At 66.5% G+C, this 22352-nt stretch carries 19 protein-coding genes; 11 read left to right on the top strand and 8 right to left on the bottom strand.

From position 1 onward, the window contains the following. Positions 1-8: 8 nt before the first annotated feature. Complete coding sequence (locus ACFX43_RS12005) at positions 9-1226, bottom strand: sarcosine oxidase subunit beta family protein (RefSeq protein WP_355230399.1); 1218 nt, start codon at positions 1224-1226, stop codon at positions 9-11. Further along, positions 1226-2521 carry a serine hydroxymethyltransferase gene (gene glyA / locus ACFX43_RS12000; RefSeq protein WP_378821009.1) on the bottom strand — a complete coding sequence of 432 codons (1296 nt, stop codon included), beginning with the start codon at positions 2519-2521 and terminating at the stop codon, positions 1226-1228. Before glyA ends, ACFX43_RS12005 begins: the two co-directional genes overlap by 1 nt. 107 nt (positions 2522-2628) lie before the next feature. Here glyA and ACFX43_RS11995 point away from each other — a divergent pair, with 107 nt between their 5' ends. Continuing rightward, positions 2629-3303: a GntR family transcriptional regulator gene (locus tag ACFX43_RS11995; protein ID WP_378821007.1), complete on the top strand. Its 675-nt coding sequence runs from the start codon at positions 2629-2631 to the stop codon at positions 3301-3303. Between the two features lie 67 nt (positions 3304-3370). On the opposite strand, the gene ACFX43_RS11990 is transcribed toward ACFX43_RS11995, so the two are convergent. The 4 genes from ACFX43_RS11990 to ACFX43_RS11975 form a co-directional block, all read right to left on the bottom strand. After that, positions 3371-5860, bottom strand: coding sequence for an FAD-dependent oxidoreductase (locus ACFX43_RS11990; RefSeq protein WP_378821005.1), 2490 nt, complete (start codon positions 5858-5860; stop codon positions 3371-3373). A 28-nt stretch (positions 5861-5888) separates the two neighbouring features. After that, complete coding sequence (purU, locus tag ACFX43_RS11985) at positions 5889-6791, bottom strand: formyltetrahydrofolate deformylase (RefSeq protein WP_378821003.1); 903 nt, start codon at positions 6789-6791, stop codon at positions 5889-5891. Between the two features lie 84 nt (positions 6792-6875). Further along, entirely contained in the window at positions 6876-7472 is a 597-nt protein-coding gene (locus ACFX43_RS11980) for a hypothetical protein (RefSeq protein WP_378821001.1), read from the bottom strand. Positions 7473-7524: 52 nt separating this feature from the next. After that, entirely contained in the window at positions 7525-8334 is an 810-nt protein-coding gene (locus ACFX43_RS11975; protein ID WP_378821000.1) for an alpha/beta fold hydrolase, read from the bottom strand. Positions 8335-8626: 292 nt separating this feature from the next. Here ACFX43_RS11975 and ACFX43_RS11970 point away from each other — a divergent pair, with 292 nt between their 5' ends. The 6 genes from ACFX43_RS11970 to ACFX43_RS11945 all read left to right on the top strand — a co-directional run bounded on the left by ACFX43_RS11970 (position 8627) and on the right by ACFX43_RS11945 (position 14240). Beyond that, positions 8627-9163 carry a hypothetical protein gene (locus tag ACFX43_RS11970; RefSeq protein ID WP_378820998.1) on the top strand — a complete coding sequence of 179 codons (537 nt, stop codon included), beginning with the start codon at positions 8627-8629 and terminating at the stop codon, positions 9161-9163. Beyond that, positions 9160-9567: a hypothetical protein gene (locus ACFX43_RS11965; protein ID WP_378820995.1), complete on the top strand. Its 408-nt coding sequence runs from the start codon at positions 9160-9162 to the stop codon at positions 9565-9567. Before ACFX43_RS11970 ends, ACFX43_RS11965 begins: the two co-directional genes overlap by 4 nt. Then, complete coding sequence (locus ACFX43_RS11960) at positions 9545-10390, top strand: hypothetical protein (protein ID WP_378820992.1); 846 nt, start codon at positions 9545-9547, stop codon at positions 10388-10390. Before ACFX43_RS11965 ends, ACFX43_RS11960 begins: the two co-directional genes overlap by 23 nt. Before the next feature lie 283 nt (positions 10391-10673). Then, the gene (locus tag ACFX43_RS11955; RefSeq protein WP_378820989.1) at positions 10674-12017 is read left to right on the top strand and encodes an MFS transporter; all 1344 of its coding nucleotides are present in this window, start codon (positions 10674-10676) and stop codon (positions 12015-12017) included. Continuing rightward, positions 12014-13255, top strand: a complete 1242-nt coding sequence (locus tag ACFX43_RS11950) for an amidohydrolase family protein (protein WP_378820986.1) — start codon at positions 12014-12016, stop codon at positions 13253-13255. The genes ACFX43_RS11955 and ACFX43_RS11950 overlap by 4 nt, the downstream gene beginning before the upstream one ends. A 115-nt stretch (positions 13256-13370) precedes the next feature. Continuing rightward, the gene (locus ACFX43_RS11945) at positions 13371-14240 is read left to right on the top strand and encodes an alpha/beta hydrolase (protein WP_378820983.1); all 870 of its coding nucleotides are present in this window, start codon (positions 13371-13373) and stop codon (positions 14238-14240) included. 61 nt (positions 14241-14301) lie between these two features. On the opposite strand, the gene ACFX43_RS11940 is transcribed toward ACFX43_RS11945, so the two are convergent. Then, a complete protein-coding gene (locus ACFX43_RS11940; RefSeq protein WP_378820981.1) occupies positions 14302-15534 on the bottom strand; it encodes a PucR family transcriptional regulator in 1233 nt (410 codons plus the stop codon). 334 nt (positions 15535-15868) lie between these two features. On the opposite strand from ACFX43_RS11940, the gene ACFX43_RS11935 reads away from it, so the two are divergent. Then, positions 15869-17176, top strand: a complete 1308-nt coding sequence (locus ACFX43_RS11935; protein WP_378820979.1) for an NAD(P)/FAD-dependent oxidoreductase — start codon at positions 15869-15871, stop codon at positions 17174-17176. Between the two features lie 73 nt (positions 17177-17249). Next, positions 17250-18638 (top strand): FAD-binding oxidoreductase, encoded by a 1389-nt coding sequence (locus tag ACFX43_RS11930; RefSeq protein WP_378820976.1) that lies wholly within the window; start codon positions 17250-17252, stop codon positions 18636-18638. Positions 18639-18743: 105 nt separating this feature from the next. On the opposite strand, the gene ACFX43_RS11925 is transcribed toward ACFX43_RS11930, so the two are convergent. Then, positions 18744-20003 carry an acyl-CoA dehydrogenase family protein gene (locus ACFX43_RS11925; RefSeq protein WP_378820974.1) on the bottom strand — a complete coding sequence of 420 codons (1260 nt, stop codon included), beginning with the start codon at positions 20001-20003 and terminating at the stop codon, positions 18744-18746. A gap of 217 nt (positions 20004-20220) precedes the next feature. Between ACFX43_RS11925 and ACFX43_RS11920 the strand changes: the two genes are divergently transcribed. Further along, positions 20221-21189, top strand: a complete 969-nt coding sequence (locus ACFX43_RS11920) for a helix-turn-helix domain-containing protein (RefSeq protein ID WP_378820971.1) — start codon at positions 20221-20223, stop codon at positions 21187-21189. Between the two features lie 99 nt (positions 21190-21288). Further along, the gene (locus tag ACFX43_RS11915; RefSeq protein WP_378820968.1) at positions 21289-22275 is read left to right on the top strand and encodes a helix-turn-helix domain-containing protein; all 987 of its coding nucleotides are present in this window, start codon (positions 21289-21291) and stop codon (positions 22273-22275) included. Positions 22276-22352 lie beyond the last annotated feature (77 nt).

Raw genomic sequence — 22352 nt, 5'->3', positions numbered from 1 at the left:
GGCTCCTTTCAGTGGGCCACGGCGGCTGCGCCGTGCTCGTCGATGAGGGCACCGGTGCTGAATCGCTCGAGCGCGAACGGTGCGTTGTACTCATGGGGCTCGTCGTGAGCGATCGTGTGCGCCATCGTCCAGCCCGCCCCGGGAGTGCCCTTGAACCCGCCGGTGCCCCAGCCACAGTTCACGTAGAGCTGGTCGATCGGCGTCTTGCTCACGACCGGCGAGGCGTCCGGCGTGACGTCGACGATGCCGCCCCAGGTCCTGAGCAGATGCGCGCGGGCGAAGATCGGGAACAGCTCGACGGCCGCCGCCATCTGCTCCTCGATCACGTGGAACCCGCCACGCTGGCCGTAGCCGTTGTACGCATCGACGCCGGCACCCATGACGAGCTCGCCCTTGTGGGCCTGGGAGACGTAGACGTGGACGTGGTTCGACATCACCACGGTGGGGTGGACCGGCTGGTGCAGCTCGGAGACGAGCGCCTGGAGCGGGTGGGACTGGATCGGCAGGTCGAAGCCGGCCATCTCGGCGAGGACGCTGGAGTGTCCCGCCGCGCACAGCGCGACCTTCCCGGCCGCGATCGTGCCGCGGCTCGTCTGTACGCCGACCACCCGGTTGCCGTCCTTGACGAACCCGGTCACCTCGCAGTCCTGGATCAGGTCGACGCCGAGCTCGTCGGCCTTGCGCGCGAACGCCCAGGCGACGTGGTCGTGCTTGGCGATGCCCGCGCGAGGCTGGTAGGTCGCACCGAGGACCGGATAGCGGATGTTGTCGCTGACGTTGATGATCGGGCAGACCTCCTTCACCTGGTCGGCGTCGAGCCACTCCGCGTCGATCCCATTGAGGCGGTTCGCCTCGCAGCGCCGCACCGAGTCGCGTACGTCCTGCAGCGTGTGGGCGAGGTTGAGCACGCCGCGCTGGCTGAACAGGAAGTCGTAGTCGAGCTCCTCGGGGAGCACCTCCCACTGCTTGAGGGAGTGCTCGTAGATCGCCGCGGACTCGTCCCACAGGTAGTTGGACCGGATGATCGTCGTGTTCCGTGCCATATTGCCGCCCGCGAGCCAACCACGCTCGAGGACCGCGACGTTCGTGATGCCGTGGTTCTTCGCCAGGTAGTAGGCCGTCGCCAGGCCGTGTCCCCCGCCGCCGATGATGACGACGTCGTAGGAGGACTTGGGCTCCGGGTTGCGCCAGAGGAAGTCGGGGTGCTCGGGCAGCAGGTCTGCCATCACTCTGCTCCGTTCGACTCGAGGAGGTGGGGGTAGAGCGGGTACTTCTCGGCGAGGACGGTGACCCGGCTGCGCAGCGCATCTGCCGTCTCGTCGGTGAAGTCGTCCTTCAACGCGGCCGCGATGATGTCGGCCACCTCGCTGAAGTCGGTGTCGCCGAACCCGCGCGTGGCCAGAGCGGGCGTGCCGATCCGCAGGCCGGAGGAGACCATCGGCGGACGCGGGTCGAACGGGACGGCGTTGCGGTTGACGGTGATGCCGATGCGGTGGAGCCGGTCCTCGCCGTCCTGGCCGTTGAGCTCGGAGTCGCGCAGGTCGACCAGCACCAGGTGGACGTCCGTGCCACCGCTGACCACCGAGACACCCGCAGCCGCGACGTCGTCGGCGAGCAGCCGCTCCGCGATGATCCGGGCACCGCGGAGCGTACGCTCCTGGCGCTCGCGGAACTCGGGCTCCGCGGCGACCTTGAAAGCGACCGCCTTGCCTGCGATGACGTGCTCGAGCGGCCCACCCTGCTGACCGGGGAAGACCGAGGAGTTGATCTTCTTGGCGACGGCGGGGTCGTTGGTGAGGATGACGCCGCCGCGCGGGCCGCCGAGGGTCTTGTGAGTCGTCGAGGTGACCACGTCGGCGAAGGGCACCGGGTTCGGGTGCAGGCCGGTCGCGACCAGGCCGGCGAAGTGCGCCATGTCGACCATGAGGCGGGCACCGACCAGGTCGGCGATCCGACGGAACTCCGCGAAGTCCAGCTGCCGGGGGTAGGCGGACCAGCCCGCAACGATCAGCTTGGGCCGGTGCTCGAGGGCGAGGCGCTCGACCTCGGCCATGTCGATCAGGAAGTCCCCGCGGCTGACCTCGTACGGAACGACCTGGTAGAGGCGCCCGGAGAAGTTGAGCTTCATGCCGTGGGTGAGGTGGCCACCGTGGGCCAGCGAGAGGCCGAGGATGGTGTCGCCGGGCTCGAGGAGGGCGAACATCGCGGCGGCGTTGGCCTGGGCTCCCGAGTGCGGCTGCACGTTGGCGTACTCCGCGGAGAACAGCGCCTTGAGGCGGTCGATGGCGAGCTGTTCGATGACGTCGACATGCTCGCAACCGCCGTAGTAGCGGCGGCCGGGGTAGCCCTCGGCGTACTTGTTGGTGAGAACCGATCCCTGAGCCTCCATCACGGCGGCGGGAGCGAAGTTCTCCGAGGCGATCATCTCCAGCGTCGTCTGCTGGCGGCTCAGCTCGGCGTCGATCTGCTCGCTGACCTCGGGATCGAGGTCTGCGAGCGAGGCGGTCAAGACGTCAACCACGATGAACTCCCACTCTTGAAGTACGATTGATATATCAGTTCGGGATCAACAGTATGCTGGGTAGCGAACACCTGTCAACGGCCCAGATCAGAAAGCGGTGACTTGGTATGACCGACGTTCAGGCGCCCGCCCCGCCGGCGATCGGCGCAACGATCTCGCTGGCGTACGCGGCCTACGAGCGCATCCGGGATCGGCTGATCATGCTGGACATCAGGCCGGGCGAGCCGATCAACGACGGCAGGCTCGCGGACTCCCTCGGGTTCGGCCGCACTCCGGTGCGAGAGGCCCTCAAACGCCTGGAGACCGACCATCTGGTCGTCTCCTACCCGCGCCGCGGCACGTTCGCGACGCCGGTCGACGTCACCGAGCTGGGTGCCATCTCCGACCTGCGCCAGCAGCTCGAGCCGTTCGCCGCCAACCGAGCGGCGACCGCCGCGACCGACCGGATGCGAGCCGAGCTGCGCGCCATGGCCGAGAAGGTTCGCGGTCTCGATCCGTCGGGCGACGACCGGCCCACGCTGATGCGGCTCGACATGTCGGTGCACCGGATGATCTACCGCGCCACGGGCAACAGACACCTCGAGGACGTCCTGGTCCGCTACGACAACCTGGCGACCCGGATCTGGTGCCTGGTCGTGGACAAGCTCCCGGACCTGGCGTCCCACATCTGCGAGCATGCCCCGCTCCTGGAGGCGATCGCCGACGGCGACGCCGAACGTGCCGAGCGGCTGACCCGCGAGCACATCGACAGCTTCGCGACAGAGATCCGCCGCGTTCTCTGACTGCGTTCCTTCACCCACGAGATCGGGCGCCGGCCCACCCGGCCGGCGCCCGATCTCGACCAGTCGGTCAGCCGCGCAAGCGACTCATCTCCGGGTCGAAGAGCGGCTCAGGGGTGACCGTCGCGGGGATCCGCTGGCCGAAGTACTCGATCTCGACCTGGTCGCCCTCTCCGATCTCCGTCGGCAGGTAGGCGTAGGCGATCGGCTTGCCGATCGTGAACCCGTACGCCGCGCTGGTGACGTACCCGACCGCGGTCTCGCCCGACAACACGGGCTCCTTGCCGAGCACCATGGACTTGCCGTCGTCGACGGTGAGGCAGCGAAGCCGGCGAGCCGAGGTCTCCATCGAGCGACCCTCGAGGGCCGCCTTGCCGACGAAGTCCTCCTTGGCGGCCTTCACCGCGAAGCCGACGCCCGCCTCGTACGGGTCGTGCTCGGTGGTCATGTCGGCGCCCCAGGACCGGTAGCCCTTCTCCAGCCGGAGCGCACCGAACGCGGCCCGGCCGGCGGCGATGACACCGTGCTCCTGGCCCGCGTTCCACAGCACGTCCCACAGCTTCTGACCGTTCTCGGCGGAGGCGTAGATCTCCCAGCCGAGCTCGCCGACGTAGGACAGGCGCAGGGCGGTGACGGGGATCCCGCCGATGGAGGCCCGCTTGCCGCGGAAGTACTTCAGACCGTCGTTGGTGAAGTCGTCCGCGCTGACCTTGGCGATCAGGTCTCTGGCCAGCGGCCCCCACAGGCCGATGCAGCAGGTGCCGCCGGTGATGTCTCGGACGTGAGCGGACAGGGCGGGATCCTCGGCCCCGAGCTTGCGGGCCTCCCTGCGGAGGTACGCCAGGTCGACCGTGCCGTTGGCACCGACCTGGTAGAGCTCGTCCTCGAGTCGGGCGACGGTGATGTCGCTCTTGATGCCACCCTGCTCGTCGAGGAACAGGGTGTACGTCACCGCACCGGGCTTCTTGGTGACGTCGCCGGTGGTGAGCCGCTGCAGCAGGGTCTCGGCGCCGGGTCCGGAGACCTCGAGGCGGCGCAGCGGCGTCATGTCGTACATGGCGACTGCGGTGCGGGTCTTCCACGCCTCGACGGCCGCGATCGGAGAGTAGTAACGGGCCGACCAGTCGTCGCGCGTCGGCGACTTCCACTCCTCCGGCAGCTCGTCCAGCAGGGCTGCGTTGGCCTCGTACCAGTGCGGTCGCTCCCAGGTCCCGGCCTCGAGGAAGAAGGCGCCGAGCTCGACCTGGCGGGCGTGGAACGGGCTGACCCGGATGTCGCGGGGCGAGTCCTTGGGCTGCAGCGGGTGGAGGATGTCGTAGATCTCGACGAAGTTCTGCTGCGAGGTCTCGCTGACGTACGCCGGAGCCAGCTGGGTCTCCTCGAAGCGGTTGAGCTCGAGGTCGGCGAGGTCGTACTGGGACCGTCCGGTGGTCAGCACCTCGGCCACCGCCCGCGCGACGCCGGCGGAGTGGGTGACCCAGACCGCCTCGGCCACCCAGAAGCCGTCGAGGTCGCGGGACTCACCGACGAGCGAGCCGCCGTCGGGTGTGAACGAGAAGATGCCGTTGAACGACGACTCCGCGATCTCCGCCTCCTGGAGGCACGGGAGCAGCTTGCGGCACTCGTCCCACGGGCCCTCGAAGTCCTCGGGCGTGAAGTCGAGCCGCGACGGCATGTTGTCGTGGTCGACGTGCTCCGGGGTCGGGCCGAGGTCGGAGGCGACGTACGGCATCGGCCTGTGAGCGTACGAGCCGATGCCGTACACCTCGCCCCATTCGCGGAAGTAGAGGTCCTGGTCCTGGTGACGCAGGATCGGCAGGGTCGCGCCGTCGGCCAGCTTGTGCTTGCCGGCCAGGGCCGGGACGGGCGTGGTCTTGACGAACTGGTGGGCAAGCGGGAGGAGCGGCACGTCGGTGCCCGCCATCTTCCCCACCTCGACGCCCCAGAACCCGGCGCACGAGACGACGATGTCTGCTTCCACGACGCCGCCGGTCGTCTCGACGCCGGTGACGCGACCGCCCTCCTGGAGCACTCCGGTCACCGCGGTGTGCTCGAGGTACGTGACGCCGGCAGCTCGCGTACGTTCGATGAGCAGGTCGACGGCGCGCGCCGCCCGGGCCAGGCCGTCGGTGGGGATGTGCAGCGCCGCGAGGACCTGCGACTCGTCGAGGTGCGGGTAGAGATCCTTGCACTCGGCCGGGCCGATCACCCGAGCGTCGATCCCCCAGGACTTCGCGTAGCCGAGCTTGCGGTAGAGCTCAGCGACGCGAGCCTCGGTGGTCGCGACCTCGAGGCCACCGACCTGGTTGAAGCAGCTCACCCCGTCCTTCTCCAGGGACAGGAACTTCTCCACGGTGTACTTGGCGAACATGGTCATCGTCTTCGACGGGTTGATCTGAAAGACGAGACCGGGTGCGTGTGAGGTCGAGCCACCAGGCAGGCTGAGCGGGCCCTGTTCGATGACCGTGATGTCGGACCACCCGCGCGACACGAGTTCGTCCGCGAGGTTCGTGCCGACGATGCCGGCGCCGATGATGACTGTGCGGGGCGAGGACGTCATGAGCAACTCCTGAGATTCGGGTTGGTGGTCAGCGGAACACGACGGTGCTGGAACCGTGCATGAAGACGCGGTGCTCGCAGTGCCAGCGGACGGCGCGCGAGAGCGCGAGGCACTCGGCGTCCTGGCCGACGGTGGCCAGAGCCTGCGGTGTGTAGGTGTGGTCGACCCGGTTGACCTCCTGCTCGATGATGGGCCCCTCATCGAGGTCAGCGGTGACGTAGTGAGCGGTGGCACCGACGAGCTTCACGCCGCGCTCGTGCGCCTGGTGATAGGGCTTGGCCCCCTTGAAGCCAGGCAGGAACGAGTGATGGATGTTGATCGCGCGACCCTCGAGCTGGCGGCAGAGGCCATCCGAGAGGATCTGCATGTAGCGGGCGAGCACGACCAGGTCGACGTCGTACTCCTCGACCAGGTCGAGCATGCGCTGCTCGGCCTGCGGCTTGGTCTCGGGCGTGACCGGGATGTGGATGAACTCCAGCCCGGCCGCCTCCGCCATGGGCCGAAGATCCTCGTGGTTGGACGCGACGACAGCGATCTCGGCGCCGAGCGTCCCACCACGCCACCGGAAGATGAGGTCGTTGAGACAGTGGCCGAACTTGGAGACCATCACCAGCAGCCGCGGCTTGCGCTCGTCGTGGAACGCGTACGACATGCCGAACCGGTCCGCGATCGGCCCGAACGCAGCGGTGAGCTCGTCGACGTCGGCCTCGTCGACGGACGCGAACGCGGTCCGAAGGAAGAACAGCTCCCCCACCCGGTCGTCGTGCTGCTGGTGCTCGAGGATGTCGAACCCGCGGTCGTACAGGAAGCTCGTGACCGCCTGCATGATCCCCGGGCGCTCCTGACAGGAGAGCGTGAGCACGTTGGTCGTCGCCGTGGGGACGGTCGCCACGGATGCAACGGCGGTCGAGCTTGGCGGGCTGATGGTCATGCTGGGCTCCTGGTTGCCGGTAATGATACACAACTCATATATCAGAATGATCGTAGAACGGCTCTCAGACTGTCGTCAAGGGCCTTACCCGTCCCGACCGCCCGCAGCAAGACGGTCGTTGGCCGACGCAGCTACCAGCGACAGAACCAGCGCACCGAAGGCGATGATGGGGAGCACAACCGTCGCCCAGAGCGCGTCGACGCCGACCCAGGAGAGGAGGACGACGCCGGGGAAGAGGGCGAGGTACGCCGTCACGGAGAGCATCAGCAACGAGGGCCAACACCGGGCGAGACCCGTGCGGACCGTGCCCGGTGTACCCGCGGACGGATCCGCCCGAACGATGAGCCCCACCGCCACGATCACCCCCACGAGCGGCGGACCGAAGCCACCGCCCACGAGCAGCAGCGCCGCCGAGATCCCGAGCAGCCACTGCCCATCGCGGCGCGCGCCGCGGTTGCGGAGCGCCCACCAGCCCAAGACCAGCGAGACCAGCACGGTGACCGCTCCCGCGACCCGAAGATCCGGGATGAGCGTCATCGCCGGCTCACCACCCAGCACATCAAAGGCCGCGACGTGAGGCCACGACTCGATGACCAGTGAGCCGCTGGCTACGTCACCGCTGGTCAACTCCCCGATGCCGTGCTCCAGTCCCGCGAACGCGGCCAGCAGTCCCGCGCTCATCGCGACCGTGCGTCGGGCGGATCCCGTTTCCGGTGAGCGGGTAAGGCGGACCTCACTGTTCGTCAAGGAAGTGGACCACCTCGTTGATGGTCTTGCGGCTGGTCTGTGTGCCGAAGTGTCCCCTGTCGGGATAGAGGAGTAGCCGCCCGTACCGGAGTCGGGACGCGGTTTCGCGAAATTCCTCCGCGCCGTAATAGCGGTCCCTCGCGCCGCCGACGACCAGTGTCGGTGTCGTGATGGCCTGCAGTCGGCCGGTGAGGTCGAACGCGTCTTCGGCGTCGATCGTCACCAGCATGTCGGAGAAGCCGCCTTCCACCTTCATGGTGGGCCCGAGCATCCAGCCGAGTTTCGCCAACACCCACGTGGCGCGATCACCTGCGCCCAGCATCGACATCATCTGGGCACTCGCCTGCCGGGTGCGGCCCTGGCGAAGCAGCTGAGCAAGGCTGAGTTGGGCGTCGCGGCCCGCTGCGCCCAGCCGGCATGCCGAGGACAAGAGCACCAGCCGACGTACGACCTCGGGATGGTCGGCGGCAAGCTGCAGCGCGGCGGATCCACCGGTCGACGAGCCGACGACGTCCACCGGACCGCTGAACCGGCCGCGCAGCGCGACGGCGTAGTCGCGGGCGATATCTGCCATCGTGGTGCCGGACGCCAGCCCCTCGCGGCGCTGCACCCACCACACCTCGCGGTGCCGGCTCAACGGCCTGAGCTGGCCGGCCTGGAACCAGCGGTCCATTCCCCGAGGCGGCCGGTTGTGCGTCGTCAACCCGGGCAGGTAGATCAAGGGGCGCCCGGAGCCGACGCAGAAGTAGGCGAGACCGTCGCCAAGCCTGCCCTGCTCGATGCCCTTCGAATTCATCACGTCGTCCCCTCAGCCCCCGGAGCCATCGCGGGGGTCGCAGGATCGAGCCACCGGTCGGCCACAGGCGTAATCCTCGGCAGCCTCCGTAGATCGCCCTGCCTTGGGGAAATCGTCTTGAGTGTCATCATTCAGATCTCCCCGCTGCGATGTGGTCAGAGTGACCAGCTTCAACTCTGGCCCCCACCGGCAGTCTCTGGAAGGGACCTTGGCGCCGCGCCACAGCGACCTTCGACACTGTTTCGAGATCTCGAGCGCTGCCTAGCGTGGTCACAGACCGTAGGAGGTTGCCATGCAGGGATTCCTCATCTGGGGCGCGTTCACCGTTGGGGTCGCAGCGTTCTGTGTCCTGAGACCGCAGGCGGCACGGATCTTCGTCGGCCTCTTCTTCGGTGCGATGGGCCTGGGTATCCACGGCGCACTCATCCTCACGAACCCTCACAGGTACGTCGACTTCGCGGCTCAAGCACCGTGGGCGATCTATCGGGACATCGGAACGGCATTGACCGAGCCAAGCCCCCTCGCCTTCGGCATCTTCATGCTCATCTTCGAAACCGTCACCGCTGCCCTCATCCTCAGCCGAGGTCGCGCCGTCACCTGGGGTCTGCTCGGCGCAGTCGTGTTCTTGATAGGGATCACTCCGCTGGGGCTGGAGGAGGTCCCGAATATCGTCCTCGCCGCAGGCATCGGCTTCCTCCTCACCCAGGACTTCCCCACCGACGTGTGGACCATGCTGCGCCGACACTGGCGCCACGCCTCCCGACCGCCGATCGTGCGATCCACCTCGCCCCGTGCACACAGACACACAGCAGAGGTGAAGCCGCGATGAGGCACACCAGCAAGATCTTGCTCGGGTTGCTGCTGTTCAACGGCTTGAGCGCCACAGCCGGAGGTCTCGCGCTGATGACCGACTGGATTCCCGAGCAAGCGTCCTGGGTCCAGGACACCGACTTCCCCAGCAACTACTTCCCGGGCGTGATCCTGATGGCCGTCGTCGGTGGCAGCTCCCTGATCGCCGCCGCAGCCCTTGCCAAACGCAGCCCCGGCTGGCAGCTCGCCAGCATCGTTGCCGGGACCATCATGGTGGTCTGGATCATCGGAGAGGTCGCGTCGATCCGTGGCTTCCACGTCCTACAGGTGATCTACCTCGTGACCGGTGCGCTCGTGGTGGCGTGGACACCAGCGCGGCAGACAGAAGAGGCTTCATCAAATGACGCGGCTGGAAGCGCGTGAGGGCGACGCAGTGATCAGTCGGCGGACCCGGGGCCTCTGTGCCGCCGTGGCCGCACTGGTGGTGGTCGCTGCGGTACCTACGTTCTTCGTGGACGGGATCCTCAACGGGACGCCGGTGATGAACGGCTCCGCGCGCGGCACGGCGCTGACCATGTTCGCGCTGGCGCTGCCGGTGCTCGCGGTGGGACTGGTCACGTCGACCCGTGGCTCGGTCCGGGGGCGGGCTGCCCTGATCGGCGCGCTCGGCTACCTCACCTACAACGCCACCCTGCTGGTGTACGCCACCCCGTTCAACGAGCTGTTCCTGGCCTACGTCGCCCTGCTCGGACTGTCCCTGTGGTCACTGGTCAGCGCGCTGCTCGACCCCCAGCCGCGCGTGGCGCCGGACAGCAAGCTGCCGGCACGCGGCATTGCCGCGTTCATCCTGACCGTGGTCGCACTCAACGCGCTGGCCTGGTTGCGGTTCGTCGTACCGGATCTGGGAGAGGACCCGCCCGGCTTCCTGGACGGGACCGGTCTGATCACCAACCCGATCTACGTCCAAGACCTCGCGGTCTGGCTGCCCGCTCTGGCGATCGTGGCCGTGCTGCTCTGGCAGCGCCGACCCTCCGGCGTCTTCCTCGGCGGAGCCGGGCTGTTCTTCTGGGAGATCGAGGCGATCGGTGTCGCGGTCGACCAGTGGTTCGGTCACCGAGCCGATCCCGCCTCCGACGTGGCGACCCTGGGTGGCGTCGTGTTGTTCGTCGTACTCGCCGCAGCGACCCTCGTCCCGCTGGTCCTCTGGTTGCGCGCGGTCCCGCCGCGGCCACGTGAGGGAGGATAGACGGGCTCTTTTGGCTCCCCCGGTTGGTTCACGCAGCGGCGATGACTGTGGCCACCTCCTCGGCGTGAACCTTCGCGCTTGGGACCACACCCGAACCGCGTCTCGCGACGGTCGACACGACCTGCGGTCCGCAACATCGGTCGAACGGCCCCACCTAAAGTCACGACACATGGCTACTGCCCACCGCGGTCGAGAAAGGCCATGCTTCGACGATCAGGGCACCGAGCAGAAACCGGTGAGGTCAGACGGGCCATTGCCATGTGGCGTAGCGAAGGGAAGCCTCGTGAGTGTTGAGAAAGTAGATCTGCCCCAAGGTGTTGCGAATGAACCCAGCTTGCGTCGCACGGTTGTCGCGGCGTCAGTCGGAAACTTCGTAGAGTGGTACGAGTTCGCCGTCTACGGCGTGGTCGCCGCCTACATCTCGAAGGCGATGTTCCCCACCGACGACCCAACGGCCGCCATGCTGAACACATGGGCAGCGTACGGGATCTCGTTCCTCGTGCGGCCGGTCGGCGGTGTATTCCTGGCACGCCTCGGTGACCGCTACGGTCGACGCCACATCCTCTACGTCACGATCACGCTGATGTCGATCGCGACATTCTGTATCGCACTGATCCCTTCGTACACAACCATTGGGATCGCCGCACCGATCCTCCTGATCTGTGCTCGCATCGCTCAGGGCATCGCTGCAGGCGGCGAGCTGGCCGGCGCGGCGGCATTCCTCTACGAGCATGCGCCAGCACATCGCCGGGCAAGGTTGGTCAGCTTCCTGGGCGTGAGCACCTTCTGTTCGATCGTTCTCGGCTCGACATTGGCGACCGTGCTCACGGTCGCGCTGCCGGCCGACGAGATGCAATCTTGGGGGTGGCGCGTGGTCTTTGCTACCGCTCTCCCTCTCGGTTTCGTCGGCCTCTACATCAGGCGCTCCCTCCAGGAGACTCCCGAATTCCAGCAGATGCACGCCCAGCGAAACGCCACGGTGGCCGAACGGAGTTCGGAGAGTCTTTGGCTTGCCATGCGACAGAACGGGCGCGCCATCCTGCTGTACCTGGGATTCGGAACGTTCTACTCGATCGCGGTCTACGTCAGCGTTGCCGCCTACCTTGCGTACATGCTCTCGAACGGCTTCTCGGAAAAGGCAGCGTTGACGATCAACACCATCGCCGGTGTCGTGATCATCGCTGGAATCCTGCTCTCGGGCGGCCTCGCCGATCGAGTCGGAAGGAAGCCGATCCTGATCGGTGGCGCAAGCGCCATGGCGGTAGGGGTCGTGCCGACCTTCCTGTTGGGTTCTACCGGCACCTTCGCCCTAGGGTTGTTGGGAGCTTTGATCTTCGCCATCCCTCTGTCGGTGTTCCTGACCCCGGCTGTCATCAATGTCGTTGAGCTCTTCCCGGCAAAGGTTCGCGTCACAGCCGGCACCGCCGCCTACAATCTCACCGTCATAGTCGGCGGATTCATGCCGTTTGTCGCGGTGTGGATCACTGACGCCACCGGCTCCCGTCTGGCCTTCCCGGTCTTTATCGCAGCGATGGCCGTACTGGCGCTCGCCGTCGTGGTGGTTTGGTACCGTGAGCCGGATTCCGATCACGCATCCACCCAGGTCGGGCAGGGGCTGCAACGATGACACAGCTCATTCTGGAGAACGCCCGAATCTTCGATGGCGTGTCCGAGGAATGCCCCGAGGGCATGACGGTACTCGTCGAAGATGGAACGATCCGCGAGGTCTCCGATCGTCCGATCACGTCGGTTGACGCCCAGAGGATCGACGTCGCCGGCAAGACTCTTATGCCCGGCCTGATCGACATGCATGTTCACTCCTACTTCTCCGATCTCGATCCACGTGTTCTCAACGACCGGGATGCGCCCTACCGAACTGCCTACGCGATCAAGAAGCTCGGCCATGCGCTTGACAGCGGGTTCACCACCGTGCGCGATATCGGCGGGGGCGACTACCCCCTCGCCGCCGCCATCGCGGACGGGCTGATCAGAGCGCCGCGCTTCTTCTACGCAGGCAAGATCCTGTCGATGACCGGCGGCCACGTCGACTACCGGACACCCAACGAGAATCACCACACGCATGGGTACTGTTCCTGCGCCTCGATGAACTGGGCAGGCGTCATCGCGGACGGTGTCGACGAGTGCATCAAGGCGGCACGCGAAGAGCTGCGCCGCGGAGCACACTGCATCAAGATCGTCGCGTCCGGCGGTGTCATGTCACCGAGCGATCCGATATGGATGAATCAGTTTCGAGAAGATGAGATTCGCGCGATCGTCCAAGAGTGTGTCGAACGGCGTACCTATGTTTCGGCGCATTGTTTGACGAGTGAATCGACGCGCAGGTCGGTCGAGTTCGGCGTGCGCTGCATCGAACATGCTGCGTTGATCGATGCCGAGACCGCCAGTTTCGTCGCTGAGCGCGGGGCCTATGTCGTACCGACGCTGTCCGTCCTTTTCTCACTTGTCGAGAGTGGTCTCGGGATGGGTCTTCCTCCTGACCGTATCGACGATGTTCGCACGATCTACGAAGAGTCGATCGACGCTCTGGATCTGATGCGAAGTGCTGGCGTCAAAGTTGCTTTCGGTACGGACCTTCTTGCTGGTTTCTACACCCAGCAGTGTCGAGAGTTCGAACTTCGCCGGGACGTGTTCACGCCCGTCGAGATCTTACGTCAGGCAACCTCCGTCGGGGCCGAGATCCTCATGCAGGAGGGGAAGCTCGGCTGCATCGAACCCGGCGCGCATGCGGACCTGATCGTCGTCGATGGCGACCCATTGGAGGACATCAGCCTGCTCGCAGCGGACGGACGAAATTTGGACCTGATCATGCGCGCTGGAGAAGTCGTCAAGAATCGGCTCAACTAGGAGACGGGCAGACCGGCGCGGTCGCTCGGCATGGACCGCCCCAGGGCGCCAATGCGCCCTATCCAGGAATGCCTTCCCTTGGCGTCAAGGGAAGGCTCGTTATAGAGGAGATTTCATGAGCAGCATGTTGCACGGTTGCCTTTCCGACACCGAGTACTTCGAAGTCACGGCAAAGTCCGGGCATAGTTACGGCGTGTGGGTCACCACACCTCCCGGATATGCGGAGTCAACGGATTCGTTGCCCCTGATCTACGTGACGGATGCCAACTTCGCCGTTGGCCTGACGGCGCCGCTCATCGTGACTCAGTCGGACCCATACCTGACGATTGCTCCGTACATCCAGGTGAGCGTCGGTTATGCAGGCGACGAGGCGCAGGAGTGGGCGAGCCTTCGCAACCGCGATCTCGTTCCGCCAGGGGAACCGGTCAGCGACGACATTGTGGCCACCTTGAAGATGGCTCTCGACGCAGGCAAGATGACTCAGGAGCACGTGGACGCCTACCTCCGGGAACTTGCCGACACGCACGCAGACGTCTTCCTCGACTTCCTGACCGACGAGCTCCATCCTCAGTTGCAGTCGCAGTTTCGCGTCAGTGAGTCGGGTCATGGCCTCTTCGGCTATTCGTACGGAGGACTGTTCTCCTTCTACGCATGGCTTCGCGAACCGGAACTGTTCGCGAGTATCTGCGCGGGTAGTCCCGGAGTCGTCAGTCCCGACAGCAAGGTCTTCGAGATGATCGACGATCTCCCGGCACTCGGCGAGGCCTCAGACGCTCCGCTGCTACACGTCACGCTCAACGAAGCAGAGATGTTCGGCGACATCCCGGTGTATCGCGGACTTGCACGCAACGTTCTCGACGCCATGGAGAAGTTGGAGGCCAAGGGCAGGTCCCAATACGTGTCCAGCGCAATGTTGCACGAGACGCATGTCACCGGCGTACAGGCATCGTTCCTCAGCTATCTCAAGGCATGCCACACCCGGTGACATGGGGTTGCTGCAGGATCAAACGGCGCAGATCGATGGCACCCGCCCAAGCTCGGGGCGATCAGTTGGTGTGCGGGTTGACGCGGAAGGCAATGGCGAGAGAGCGCAGTTTGAGGCCGAGATGGAGGGCGAGTCGGTCGTCGCCGTTTCGGAGGCTACGGCCGGTGACCTGTTCGATCCGCCTGAGGCGTTGGTAGAGCGTCGCGCGGTGGATACACAGGGCTTCGGCGGCCTGCCTCGCGCTTCCCCCGAGGTCGAAGAAGGTCGTGAGCGTGTCGATGAGGTCACCATGGGCGTCGGCGTTCTCGAGTGCAACCAGGTCTGGCGTTCGGGAGGCTTCAGCCAGGTCGTCGGGCGCGAGGGTGATCAGAAGTTCGTATGGTCCGAGTTCGCCCCATCGCGCGGGGTTGCCTACCCCGGGCACGAGGAGCGCTGTGCGTGCGGCTCGCACTGCCTTGCGGTAGGAGTCGGCTACCTGGTCGAGCCGGTCCACGGTAGGCCCCAGACCGAAGACCGGTTTCGAAGTGCTCTGCGTGAGGCCCTTGAATCGGGTGGTGATCCGATCGGCGACGGTGTCGACCAGGTACCGAGTTGGGGGTCGCCGTTGAGCGAGGAGGAGCCAGGCCCGCGACCGATTGGTCGCGATCAGGACGACGTCGTCGGTGACTGCGCCGGCGCCTTCCTCGACGGCGGCCTCCAACTCGACTTCCCGCTCCGCGTGGGTGTCGTCGTCAGACCGGCATTGCACAGCCAGCACGGTGAAGTGCATGGGGCCGTCTGGGAACAGGCCCTCGGCGCGCATGTCGTCGATGGCCTGGGACCGGATCATCGTGTCGGGTGAGACCAAGTCTCGCAAGATCGCTTCATGGCGGGCCCGGGAGCGCTGCCGCACCAATAGGCGTCGGTACAGCACGGCACCGGCCCGCTCGGCGGCCTCGCCGGCGGCCGCCACTTCCTGGTCACTGAGCCCGCCGTCGCGGTCGAGCAGCCACAGGTAACCCAGGAGCTGTCCGTGACACCGCACGGGTGCGCATAGCCTCGGCGTCGTGTCCGGGATGACGCCCAGGTCGAGGATGCCCGGTTTGGTCCACTGCGATACGCCGTGGGTGCGGATCAGCTCGACGACATCAGGCGGGACCGACCGGTTGAGTACCGAGTCGATACGCAGCCGATCCTCGTCGCCGAAGTGTCGGCTCGCGGCCAGCAGCCGGATGTCGGGGCCATCGATCGCCGCCGAGCGCTGGAGCCGCTCGGCGAGCTCGTCCACGATGGCCTGCAGCTCGTCCTCAGGCACAACACGTCCCCTCCGCCGGCAGATCTCCTCGCCGACCGCGCCACGGTCGCCACGCGGTTGTATCCCGACATTCTCACCGGGGCGAGGGAGGGACACAACATACATTCGTCGCGTTCTGGACCGTACGTCGCTACAAATGTCGATCGAGGTGGCCATCGCCTGTCGCCCGCGACGCCGTATGGACAACCGTCTCACGAGCCCACGTCGACGCCTGTCGTCCGCGCGCCGGCGGGTCGGCGACAACTGAGCACTGCGTTGTCTGTGGCTTGGGGCTGACGATGGGCGGTGCCAGCCCTGCATCACAGTCAGGGCATCACTGGAAGAAGGTCTCAGCATGGGAGTCGGTGCGGATGTCGTGGTCGTCGGCGCAGGGGTGATCGGCTCGTCGATCGCGCTGGAGCTGGCGCGGGGTGGCCATAGCGTGACGGTGGTGGACAAGGCATCCGGCCCCGGCCAGGGATCGACTGCGGCCTCTAGCGCTGTGGTTCGGTTCAACTTCACCTCCGCCGCCGGGGTTGCCCTGGCGTGGGAAGCGCACTTCGGCTGGAGGGACTGGGCCGCTCACCTGGGTGTCGACGTCGGCGAGCTGCCCCGTTTCGTGACCACGGGCCTGGTCATGCTCGACGTCGATGCCGCGCCGCGAGAGATGTGGCTCCCGCTGTTCGACACCTACGGAGTGCCGTACGAGGAGTGGGACAGCGCGGACCTCGCGCGGCGCGTGTCGGGGCTGGACACGGGCCGATACTGGCCACCGAAGCGTGTCGACGATCAGGACTTCTGGAGCGACGCGACAGGCGACCTCGGAGGGGTCTTCACCCCCGACGCCGGTTATGTATCCGACCCCGCACTGGCCGCGGCGAACCTGGCGGCCGCCGCCCAGGCCCATGGAGCCGCGATGCGGTTCCGCAGCCAGGTCACAGCGATCGAGAAGCAGCGGGGAAGGGTCAGCGCAGTAGTGTTGTCCGACGGTTCGCGGATCGGCTGCGACGTCGTCGTGAACGCGGCCGGACCGTGGTCGGGCGCCCTGAACAAGATCGCCGGGGTGGGTTCGGACTTCACAGTCGGGGTGCGCCCGATGCGGCAGGAGGTGGCGCATGTCGCGGCCCCGGACGACTTCCGGCTCGACGGCGGCCCCGGCCCGATCATCGCCGACCTGGATCTCGGGACCTACTTCCGAGGAGAAGTCGGGAGCGGGCTTCTGGTCGGCGGAACCGAGCCCGAGTGCGACGACCTCGAATGGCTCGAGCCTGACGCTGTCGACGGGGTCTCAATTCATCCCACGATGGCGGTGTTCGAGCCCCAGGTCCTCCGTGCCGCGCGCCGCCTGCCTGAGCTGTCCGTCCCCAACCGACCGAGTGGTGTGGTCGGCGTCTACGACGTCGCCGACGACTGGTCACCGATCTACGACCGCACCGACCTACCCGGCTTCTACGTCGCCATCGGCACCAGCGGCAACCAGTTCAAGAACGCCCCGGTCGTCGGCCAGCTCATGGCCGCTCTGATCAGCGAGGTCGAGGCTGGTTCGGACCACGACACGAACCCGGTCACCTTCCTCACCCCCCGCACCGGCGTCGAGATCGACCTCGCCGCGTACTCCCGGCGGCGCACCCGGACCAACACCACGGGCACGGTCCTGGGATGAATGCCCGACTGCCGAATGTGCTGACAACACCCCGTCGCTTCGGTTGAGTAGCGACGCGATACGGAGGCTTCAGATGCTGATCGAACACCTACAGGAGCGGATCCCAGCTGATCGCGTTCAGCTCGATCCCGCGGTCACGGCGAGCTATGCCCACGACGAGGCCGAGTGGGCGCCTCACGGGACACCGCTCGTCCTCATCAGGCCGCGCACCGCCGAGGAGGTCCAAGAGGTCGTGCGCGCGTGCATCGAGTACAACGTGCCCGTAGTGCCCCGCGGGGCGGGCACCGGTCTGTCCGGCGGAGCGAACGCTGTCGACGGGTGTGTGGTCCTGTCGACCGAGGCGATGACGGCAATCACCGAGATCGACCCAGTAGAGCGGCTGGCCGTGGTGCAGCCGGGCGTCGTCAACGATCACCTTCGGAACGCGTGTGCCGAGCACGGTCTCTGGTACCCACCCGACCCCGCCTCAGCACCATGGTCGACGATCGGCGGCAACGTCGCGACGAACGCGGGTGGCCTCTGTTGCGTGAAGTACGGCGTCACTGCGGACTACGTGCTCGGACTGCAGGTCGTCACCGGAACCGGCGAACTGGTCCGACTCGGCCGGCGTACGGCCAAGGGCGTCGCGGGGTACGACCTCGCCAGACTGCTCGTCGGCTCCGAGGGAACACTGGGTGTCATCACCGAGGTCACGCTCAGGCTGCGCCCTCAGCGGCCGCTTGAGCACACCGTCGCCGGCTACTTCTCGTCCATCGTGGACGCCGGACGTGCTGTCACGGCCGTGGGCGCGGCCGGCATCGTCCCGTCCGCCCTGGAGCTCATCGACCGGCACTGCCTCGAGGCCGTCGACCAGTGGAAGAAGATGGACCTGGCTGTCGACGCCGACGTCATCCTGTTGGCCCGATGCGACCTGCCTGGCACGGCAGGCGAGGAGGAGGCGGACGCGATCCGCGACTGCTTCGAGCGAGCAGGGGCCACCTGGGCGGCTCGCTCGACCGACCAGACCGAGGCGGACGCTCTGTTCGAAGCGCGGCGCCTGGCGTATCCAGCCCTTGAGCGTCTGGGGCCCGTGCTCACCGAGGACGTCTGCGTGCCCAAGGCGGCGGTTCCTGAGATGCTCGCCCGGATCGAGGCGATCGGAAAGAAGCACGAGACCCTGATCGCCAACATCGCCCACGCCGGAGACGGCAACCTACATCCCCTTCTGATCACGCAGCGTGGCGACGACAAGGCCAGAAGACGTGCGCAGCGGGCCTTTCAGGAAATCATCGAGGAAGCGATCGCGCTGGGCGGCACGGTCACCGGAGAGCACGGTATCGGCCTACTCAAGATGGACGGGCTCACCAAGGAACTGCCCGCGGAGGTACTGGATCTCCACCGCGCGGTGAAAGCCGCACTCGATCCGCACGGCATCCTCAACCCCGGCAAGGTCATCCCGTCGGGTGGCTCGGTGCCTGGTTGAGACCTTCACGATCGTCACGTACGCCTCACGGCCTTGTCAGGGTCTGGTTGCGATGTCCAGGGAGATTATCCTGCCCTGGACATCGCACCGTTGAACCGATGCCCGCTACACGGTGACCGAGTTGCGGTTCTCGGCCACGGCCAACGGGTCGTAGGTCGGGTTCAGCAACATCTCGTGGAGGTGGCGGCGTCGAACACCCATGTTCCCGCCGTCGTAGACGGGGAAGCAGAGCACGTCCTGCATGATCCGGCCGAGTGGCGTCCGGTCGCCGTAGGAGTCGACGCCGACCAGTCGCATGGCGTCGTAGACCGTCTGGACAGAGAGTTCGGAGTTGTAGATCTTGACCATGTTGGAGAGCTCGCGGTCCGCCCCTCCTGTCTTGTCGAAGTGATCGGCTGCCTTCCAGGCGAAGTAGCGCCCAGCCTCGATGCGCGTCTTGATGTCGGCGAGCATGTAGCCCGCGTTCTGGTACTCCAGGATCGGAACCGGCCCGGATCGCTTCTCCGTCTTGACGAAGTCGTAGGCGATCTCGAAGGCCGCGCGCATCTTGCCGACTGCGGCCGCGCCGATGCTCGAACAGGTCCACGAGAAGGCAGCCTTGGTCAGGTTGAGGCCGTCACCGGGCTGCCCGATCAGGTTCGACAACGGCACCCGGACGTCCTTGAACTCCACGATCGGCGAGTTCGTCGCGGGGTGGCCGAAGGTGTCGATCATTCCGGTGATCTCCACGCCGGGAGTGCCCTTCTCGACGACGATGATGGCCAGCGACTCAGCCGGACCCTTCGTCTTGTCGATGCGGCACACCACGCTGATGAGGTCCGCGCCGTCGTCGTCCCAGCCGGAGGCATTCGTGGTGTACGCCTTGCGACCGTTGATCACCCATTCGTCCCCGTCCTGGACGGCGAAGGTCTGCACGCCGAAGTCGGGGTCCGGGTGATCGAAGTTGGCACCACCGGCAGCCTCCGTGAATGCGATCGCCCCCAGGGCCGGGCTGCCGTCCAGGAAGGGCCGGAAGAAGCGTTCCTTCTGCTCCGGCGTACCGGCGACGACGATCGGGTAGACGCCCAGACCGGTCCCGAGCACGGCGGTGGGAGTGTTGATCTCCACGCGGGCCAGCTCCTCGACCGCCAGCGCGAACTGGAGATTGGTGAAGCGCTGACCGCCGTGCTCGGCGGGAATGAGGCCCTTGATGAACCCCGCGTCGACCATCTGCTGATAGAACGGCTTGAGCGCGCGGAAGCGTTCCAACGGCGTACTGATCGGTGCGATGACGGAATCAACGCCCGCGAGCACACCCTCGGCGAACTCGCGGGCCTGGGAACGCAGGCCGAGCTGCTCCTCGGACAAGGTGAAGTCGATCGACATGGTGCTCCTTCGTTCGGTGTCGGCAGATAGGAAAACGTTCTGCCACTTCGAAGCGCGCTGCCGCGGACCAGAGTGCACATCAACCGGAACCACGGTGCATCGATCTGGCAGCGTGAGTCCGTGAGGGGCCGTTGACAACGAGACGCCGTCCGGAGTAACACCGTCGTAGATGGGGCATGCGTTGATTGGCTCAATCAACTGCGGGAGGTGGCGTTCGATGCGTTGGCAGACGAATACTCGTCCGCAAGCCGAGCAGTACAGCTACTGGCGCGAAGTCGTATGCGAGGCGTTCACCCCGCTTCGACCGACGGCTCGCGGCGCCCGCGACTCTTGGGATCGCGAGGGACTGTCCGGCTGGGTGGAGACGCACGCGTTCGGAGCGGTGAACGGCGCCGAGATCGGGACCTGCGACCAGACGATCCACCATGGCAAGGCGGAGGTCGACCGGTTGGAGGAGGGAGTCGCCTTCGTCAATCTGATGCTTCGTGGCCGATCGGTGGTCACGCAGGGCGGCTCCATGTGCCTGTCGGGTCCCGGCACCTTCTCGATCGTCGACGCCACCCGACCATTCCGCCTTGACTACCTCGATGACTGGCGCGCGATCTCGTTCCGGATACCGCTCGAGCTCATTCCTGATGGCGTAGCCGAAGCCGATACCGCCGTTCGCCATGCCACGAGCCGCGGGCTTGCCTCGGTCCTTGCTGACACCATGCGCGCCGCGTGGCGCGCAGGAACGACACTCGACGACGACCAGGCCAATGGCGCAGGCCTCGCCGTCGTCTCGCTCGCGACCGCGCTCCTCCGAAACTCACCGGCGACCGAGTTCGCCGCCGACCCGGTCGGCGGCACGGTGCTTCGGGAGAACATCGAGCATTTCGTGGCCAGGCACCTCCAGTACGGCGAGGTCACTCCGACCGCGGTCGCCCAGCACTTCGGGATCTCGGTCCGCAAGCTTCACCTCCTGTACGAGGACAGGCCAGCCACATTCGGCCAGACCGTGATGACGCTGCGCGCCGAGCAGTGTGCCGAAGACCTCCTCGCGAATCCAGGCGGATTGACCCTCACCGACCTGGCAGCCAAGTGGGGGTTCAGCGACCTGTCCCACCTCAACAGGGTCTTTCGACGGCGGTTCGGCTGCCGAGCGTCCGAGTACGCACGGCAAGCGCCGCACGTTTCGGCACCGTGAAATCTCCCGCTGGAGTACGGAGGGGGCGTTGACAGCGGCACCGGAGAGGCGCACGGTTAACGGTCATATACCAGCACCCACACTGGGAGGAGAGTTTCCATGCCATCGCAAGAGCTCGTCGCGATCGACACACAGCAGGTCGCCGCGGCCGAGCGTGCCGACTACTGGCGCGAGAACGTATGCGACACCTTCGTCCCCCTGCGGGTGCAGCCTGCCGGCGATGACATCGGCGGGCGGATCGCCGGATCCACATTGGCGCAGACGCACGTCCGACGCATCCGCGCCGTCGGACACGAATTCGAACGACGCCCCGCCGACATCCGCCGCAGCGACCCCGAGGTTCTGCACTTCATGGTTCTCAACCGTGGCGTGACCCAGGTTGACCAGGACGGACGCACCGCGACACTGCATCCGGGCGACCTGCTCTTCTACGACAGCTCGCGACCGTTCCGATTCATCACCCCGAACGCCCTCGACTACACGATCGCACTTCTCCCCAAGCGCCTTCTACCGGTGTCCGAGCTGAGCGTGCGTTCCGGCACGGCCCGCGCCATCAGCGGCGACGACGGGTTGTCTGCTGTCGCTCGCGACTTGGTCCGCGCGCTCGCTCGGCACGCCATCAGCGACGCGGCCGAAAGACAGCTCGCGCTCCAGCACACGCTGGTCGGGTTTCTCGCTGCCCTCCTCCCTGCCGAGGCGGCCCCGACCCCTTCGGGTGCTGTCCATCGCCAGCTTGCCCGATCCTTCATCGAGCGCCACCTCGGCGACCCCGACCTATCCCCTGCCGACATCGCAGCTGCCTGCAGTATCTCGGTGAGCTACCTTCACCGGCTCTTCGCCGATGACGGCTGGACGGTGGCCGGCTACCTGCGTGAGCGGCGACTTCAGGCCGCGTACGAAGAGCTGGCGGGCGGTCGCAACCCGGGCGAGCCGGTCGCCGCCGTCGGCCATCGGTGCGGGCTCGTCGATCCATCACACTTCAGTCGGCTCTTCAAGGCGCGCTTCGACCTGCCGCCCGGGGAGCTACGCCGGACGTCAGGGGCGTTGCCGGGGTCGAATGTGCAGCCATCGTCAACGGCTGGATAGCCGCGTCCTACGCTGACATACGCCTGTCTTCCTAGTGTCGGTCACGGGGTCACGACGACCCACCCGACACCGCCAGG

This window comes from Nocardioides sp. YIM B13467 (assembly GCF_042788075.1).
In the GTDB taxonomy this organism is placed as follows: Bacteria; Actinomycetota; Actinomycetes; order Propionibacteriales; family Nocardioidaceae; genus Nocardioides.
This window is presented reverse-complemented; position numbering and strand designations above follow the sequence as displayed.

What these genes read in the sequence shown, in the direction of transcription:
- ACFX43_RS12005 (WP_355230399.1), bottom strand. Translation starts at nt 1,226, where the DNA reads ATGGCAGACCTGCTGCCCGAGCACCCCGACTTCCTCTGGCGCAACCCG.
- ACFX43_RS11970 (WP_378820998.1), top strand. Translation starts at nt 8,627, where the DNA reads ATGCAGGGATTCCTCATCTGGGGCGCGTTCACCGTTGGGGTCGCAGCG.
- ACFX43_RS11980 (WP_378821001.1), bottom strand. Translation starts at nt 7,472, where the DNA reads ATGAGCGCGGGACTGCTGGCCGCGTTCGCGGGACTGGAGCACGGCATC.
- purU (WP_378821003.1), bottom strand. Translation starts at nt 6,791, where the DNA reads ATGACCATCAGCCCGCCAAGCTCGACCGCCGTTGCATCCGTGGCGACC.
- ACFX43_RS11995 (WP_378821007.1), top strand. Translation starts at nt 2,629, where the DNA reads ATGACCGACGTTCAGGCGCCCGCCCCGCCGGCGATCGGCGCAACGATC.
- ACFX43_RS11930 (WP_378820976.1), top strand. Translation starts at nt 17,250, where the DNA reads ATGCTGATCGAACACCTACAGGAGCGGATCCCAGCTGATCGCGTTCAG.
- ACFX43_RS11935 (WP_378820979.1), top strand. Translation starts at nt 15,869, where the DNA reads ATGGGAGTCGGTGCGGATGTCGTGGTCGTCGGCGCAGGGGTGATCGGC.
- ACFX43_RS11990 (WP_378821005.1), bottom strand. Translation starts at nt 5,860, where the DNA reads ATGACGTCCTCGCCCCGCACAGTCATCATCGGCGCCGGCATCGTCGGC.
- ACFX43_RS11960 (WP_378820992.1), top strand. Translation starts at nt 9,545, where the DNA reads ATGACGCGGCTGGAAGCGCGTGAGGGCGACGCAGTGATCAGTCGGCGG.
- ACFX43_RS11950 (WP_378820986.1), top strand. Translation starts at nt 12,014, where the DNA reads ATGACACAGCTCATTCTGGAGAACGCCCGAATCTTCGATGGCGTGTCC.
- ACFX43_RS11915 (WP_378820968.1), top strand. Translation starts at nt 21,289, where the DNA reads ATGCCATCGCAAGAGCTCGTCGCGATCGACACACAGCAGGTCGCCGCG.
- ACFX43_RS11925 (WP_378820974.1), bottom strand. Translation starts at nt 20,003, where the DNA reads ATGTCGATCGACTTCACCTTGTCCGAGGAGCAGCTCGGCCTGCGTTCC.
- ACFX43_RS11975 (WP_378821000.1), bottom strand. Translation starts at nt 8,334, where the DNA reads ATGAATTCGAAGGGCATCGAGCAGGGCAGGCTTGGCGACGGTCTCGCC.
- ACFX43_RS11920 (WP_378820971.1), top strand. Translation starts at nt 20,221, where the DNA reads ATGCGTTGGCAGACGAATACTCGTCCGCAAGCCGAGCAGTACAGCTAC.
- ACFX43_RS11965 (WP_378820995.1), top strand. Translation starts at nt 9,160, where the DNA reads ATGAGGCACACCAGCAAGATCTTGCTCGGGTTGCTGCTGTTCAACGGC.
- ACFX43_RS11945 (WP_378820983.1), top strand. Translation starts at nt 13,371, where the DNA reads ATGAGCAGCATGTTGCACGGTTGCCTTTCCGACACCGAGTACTTCGAA.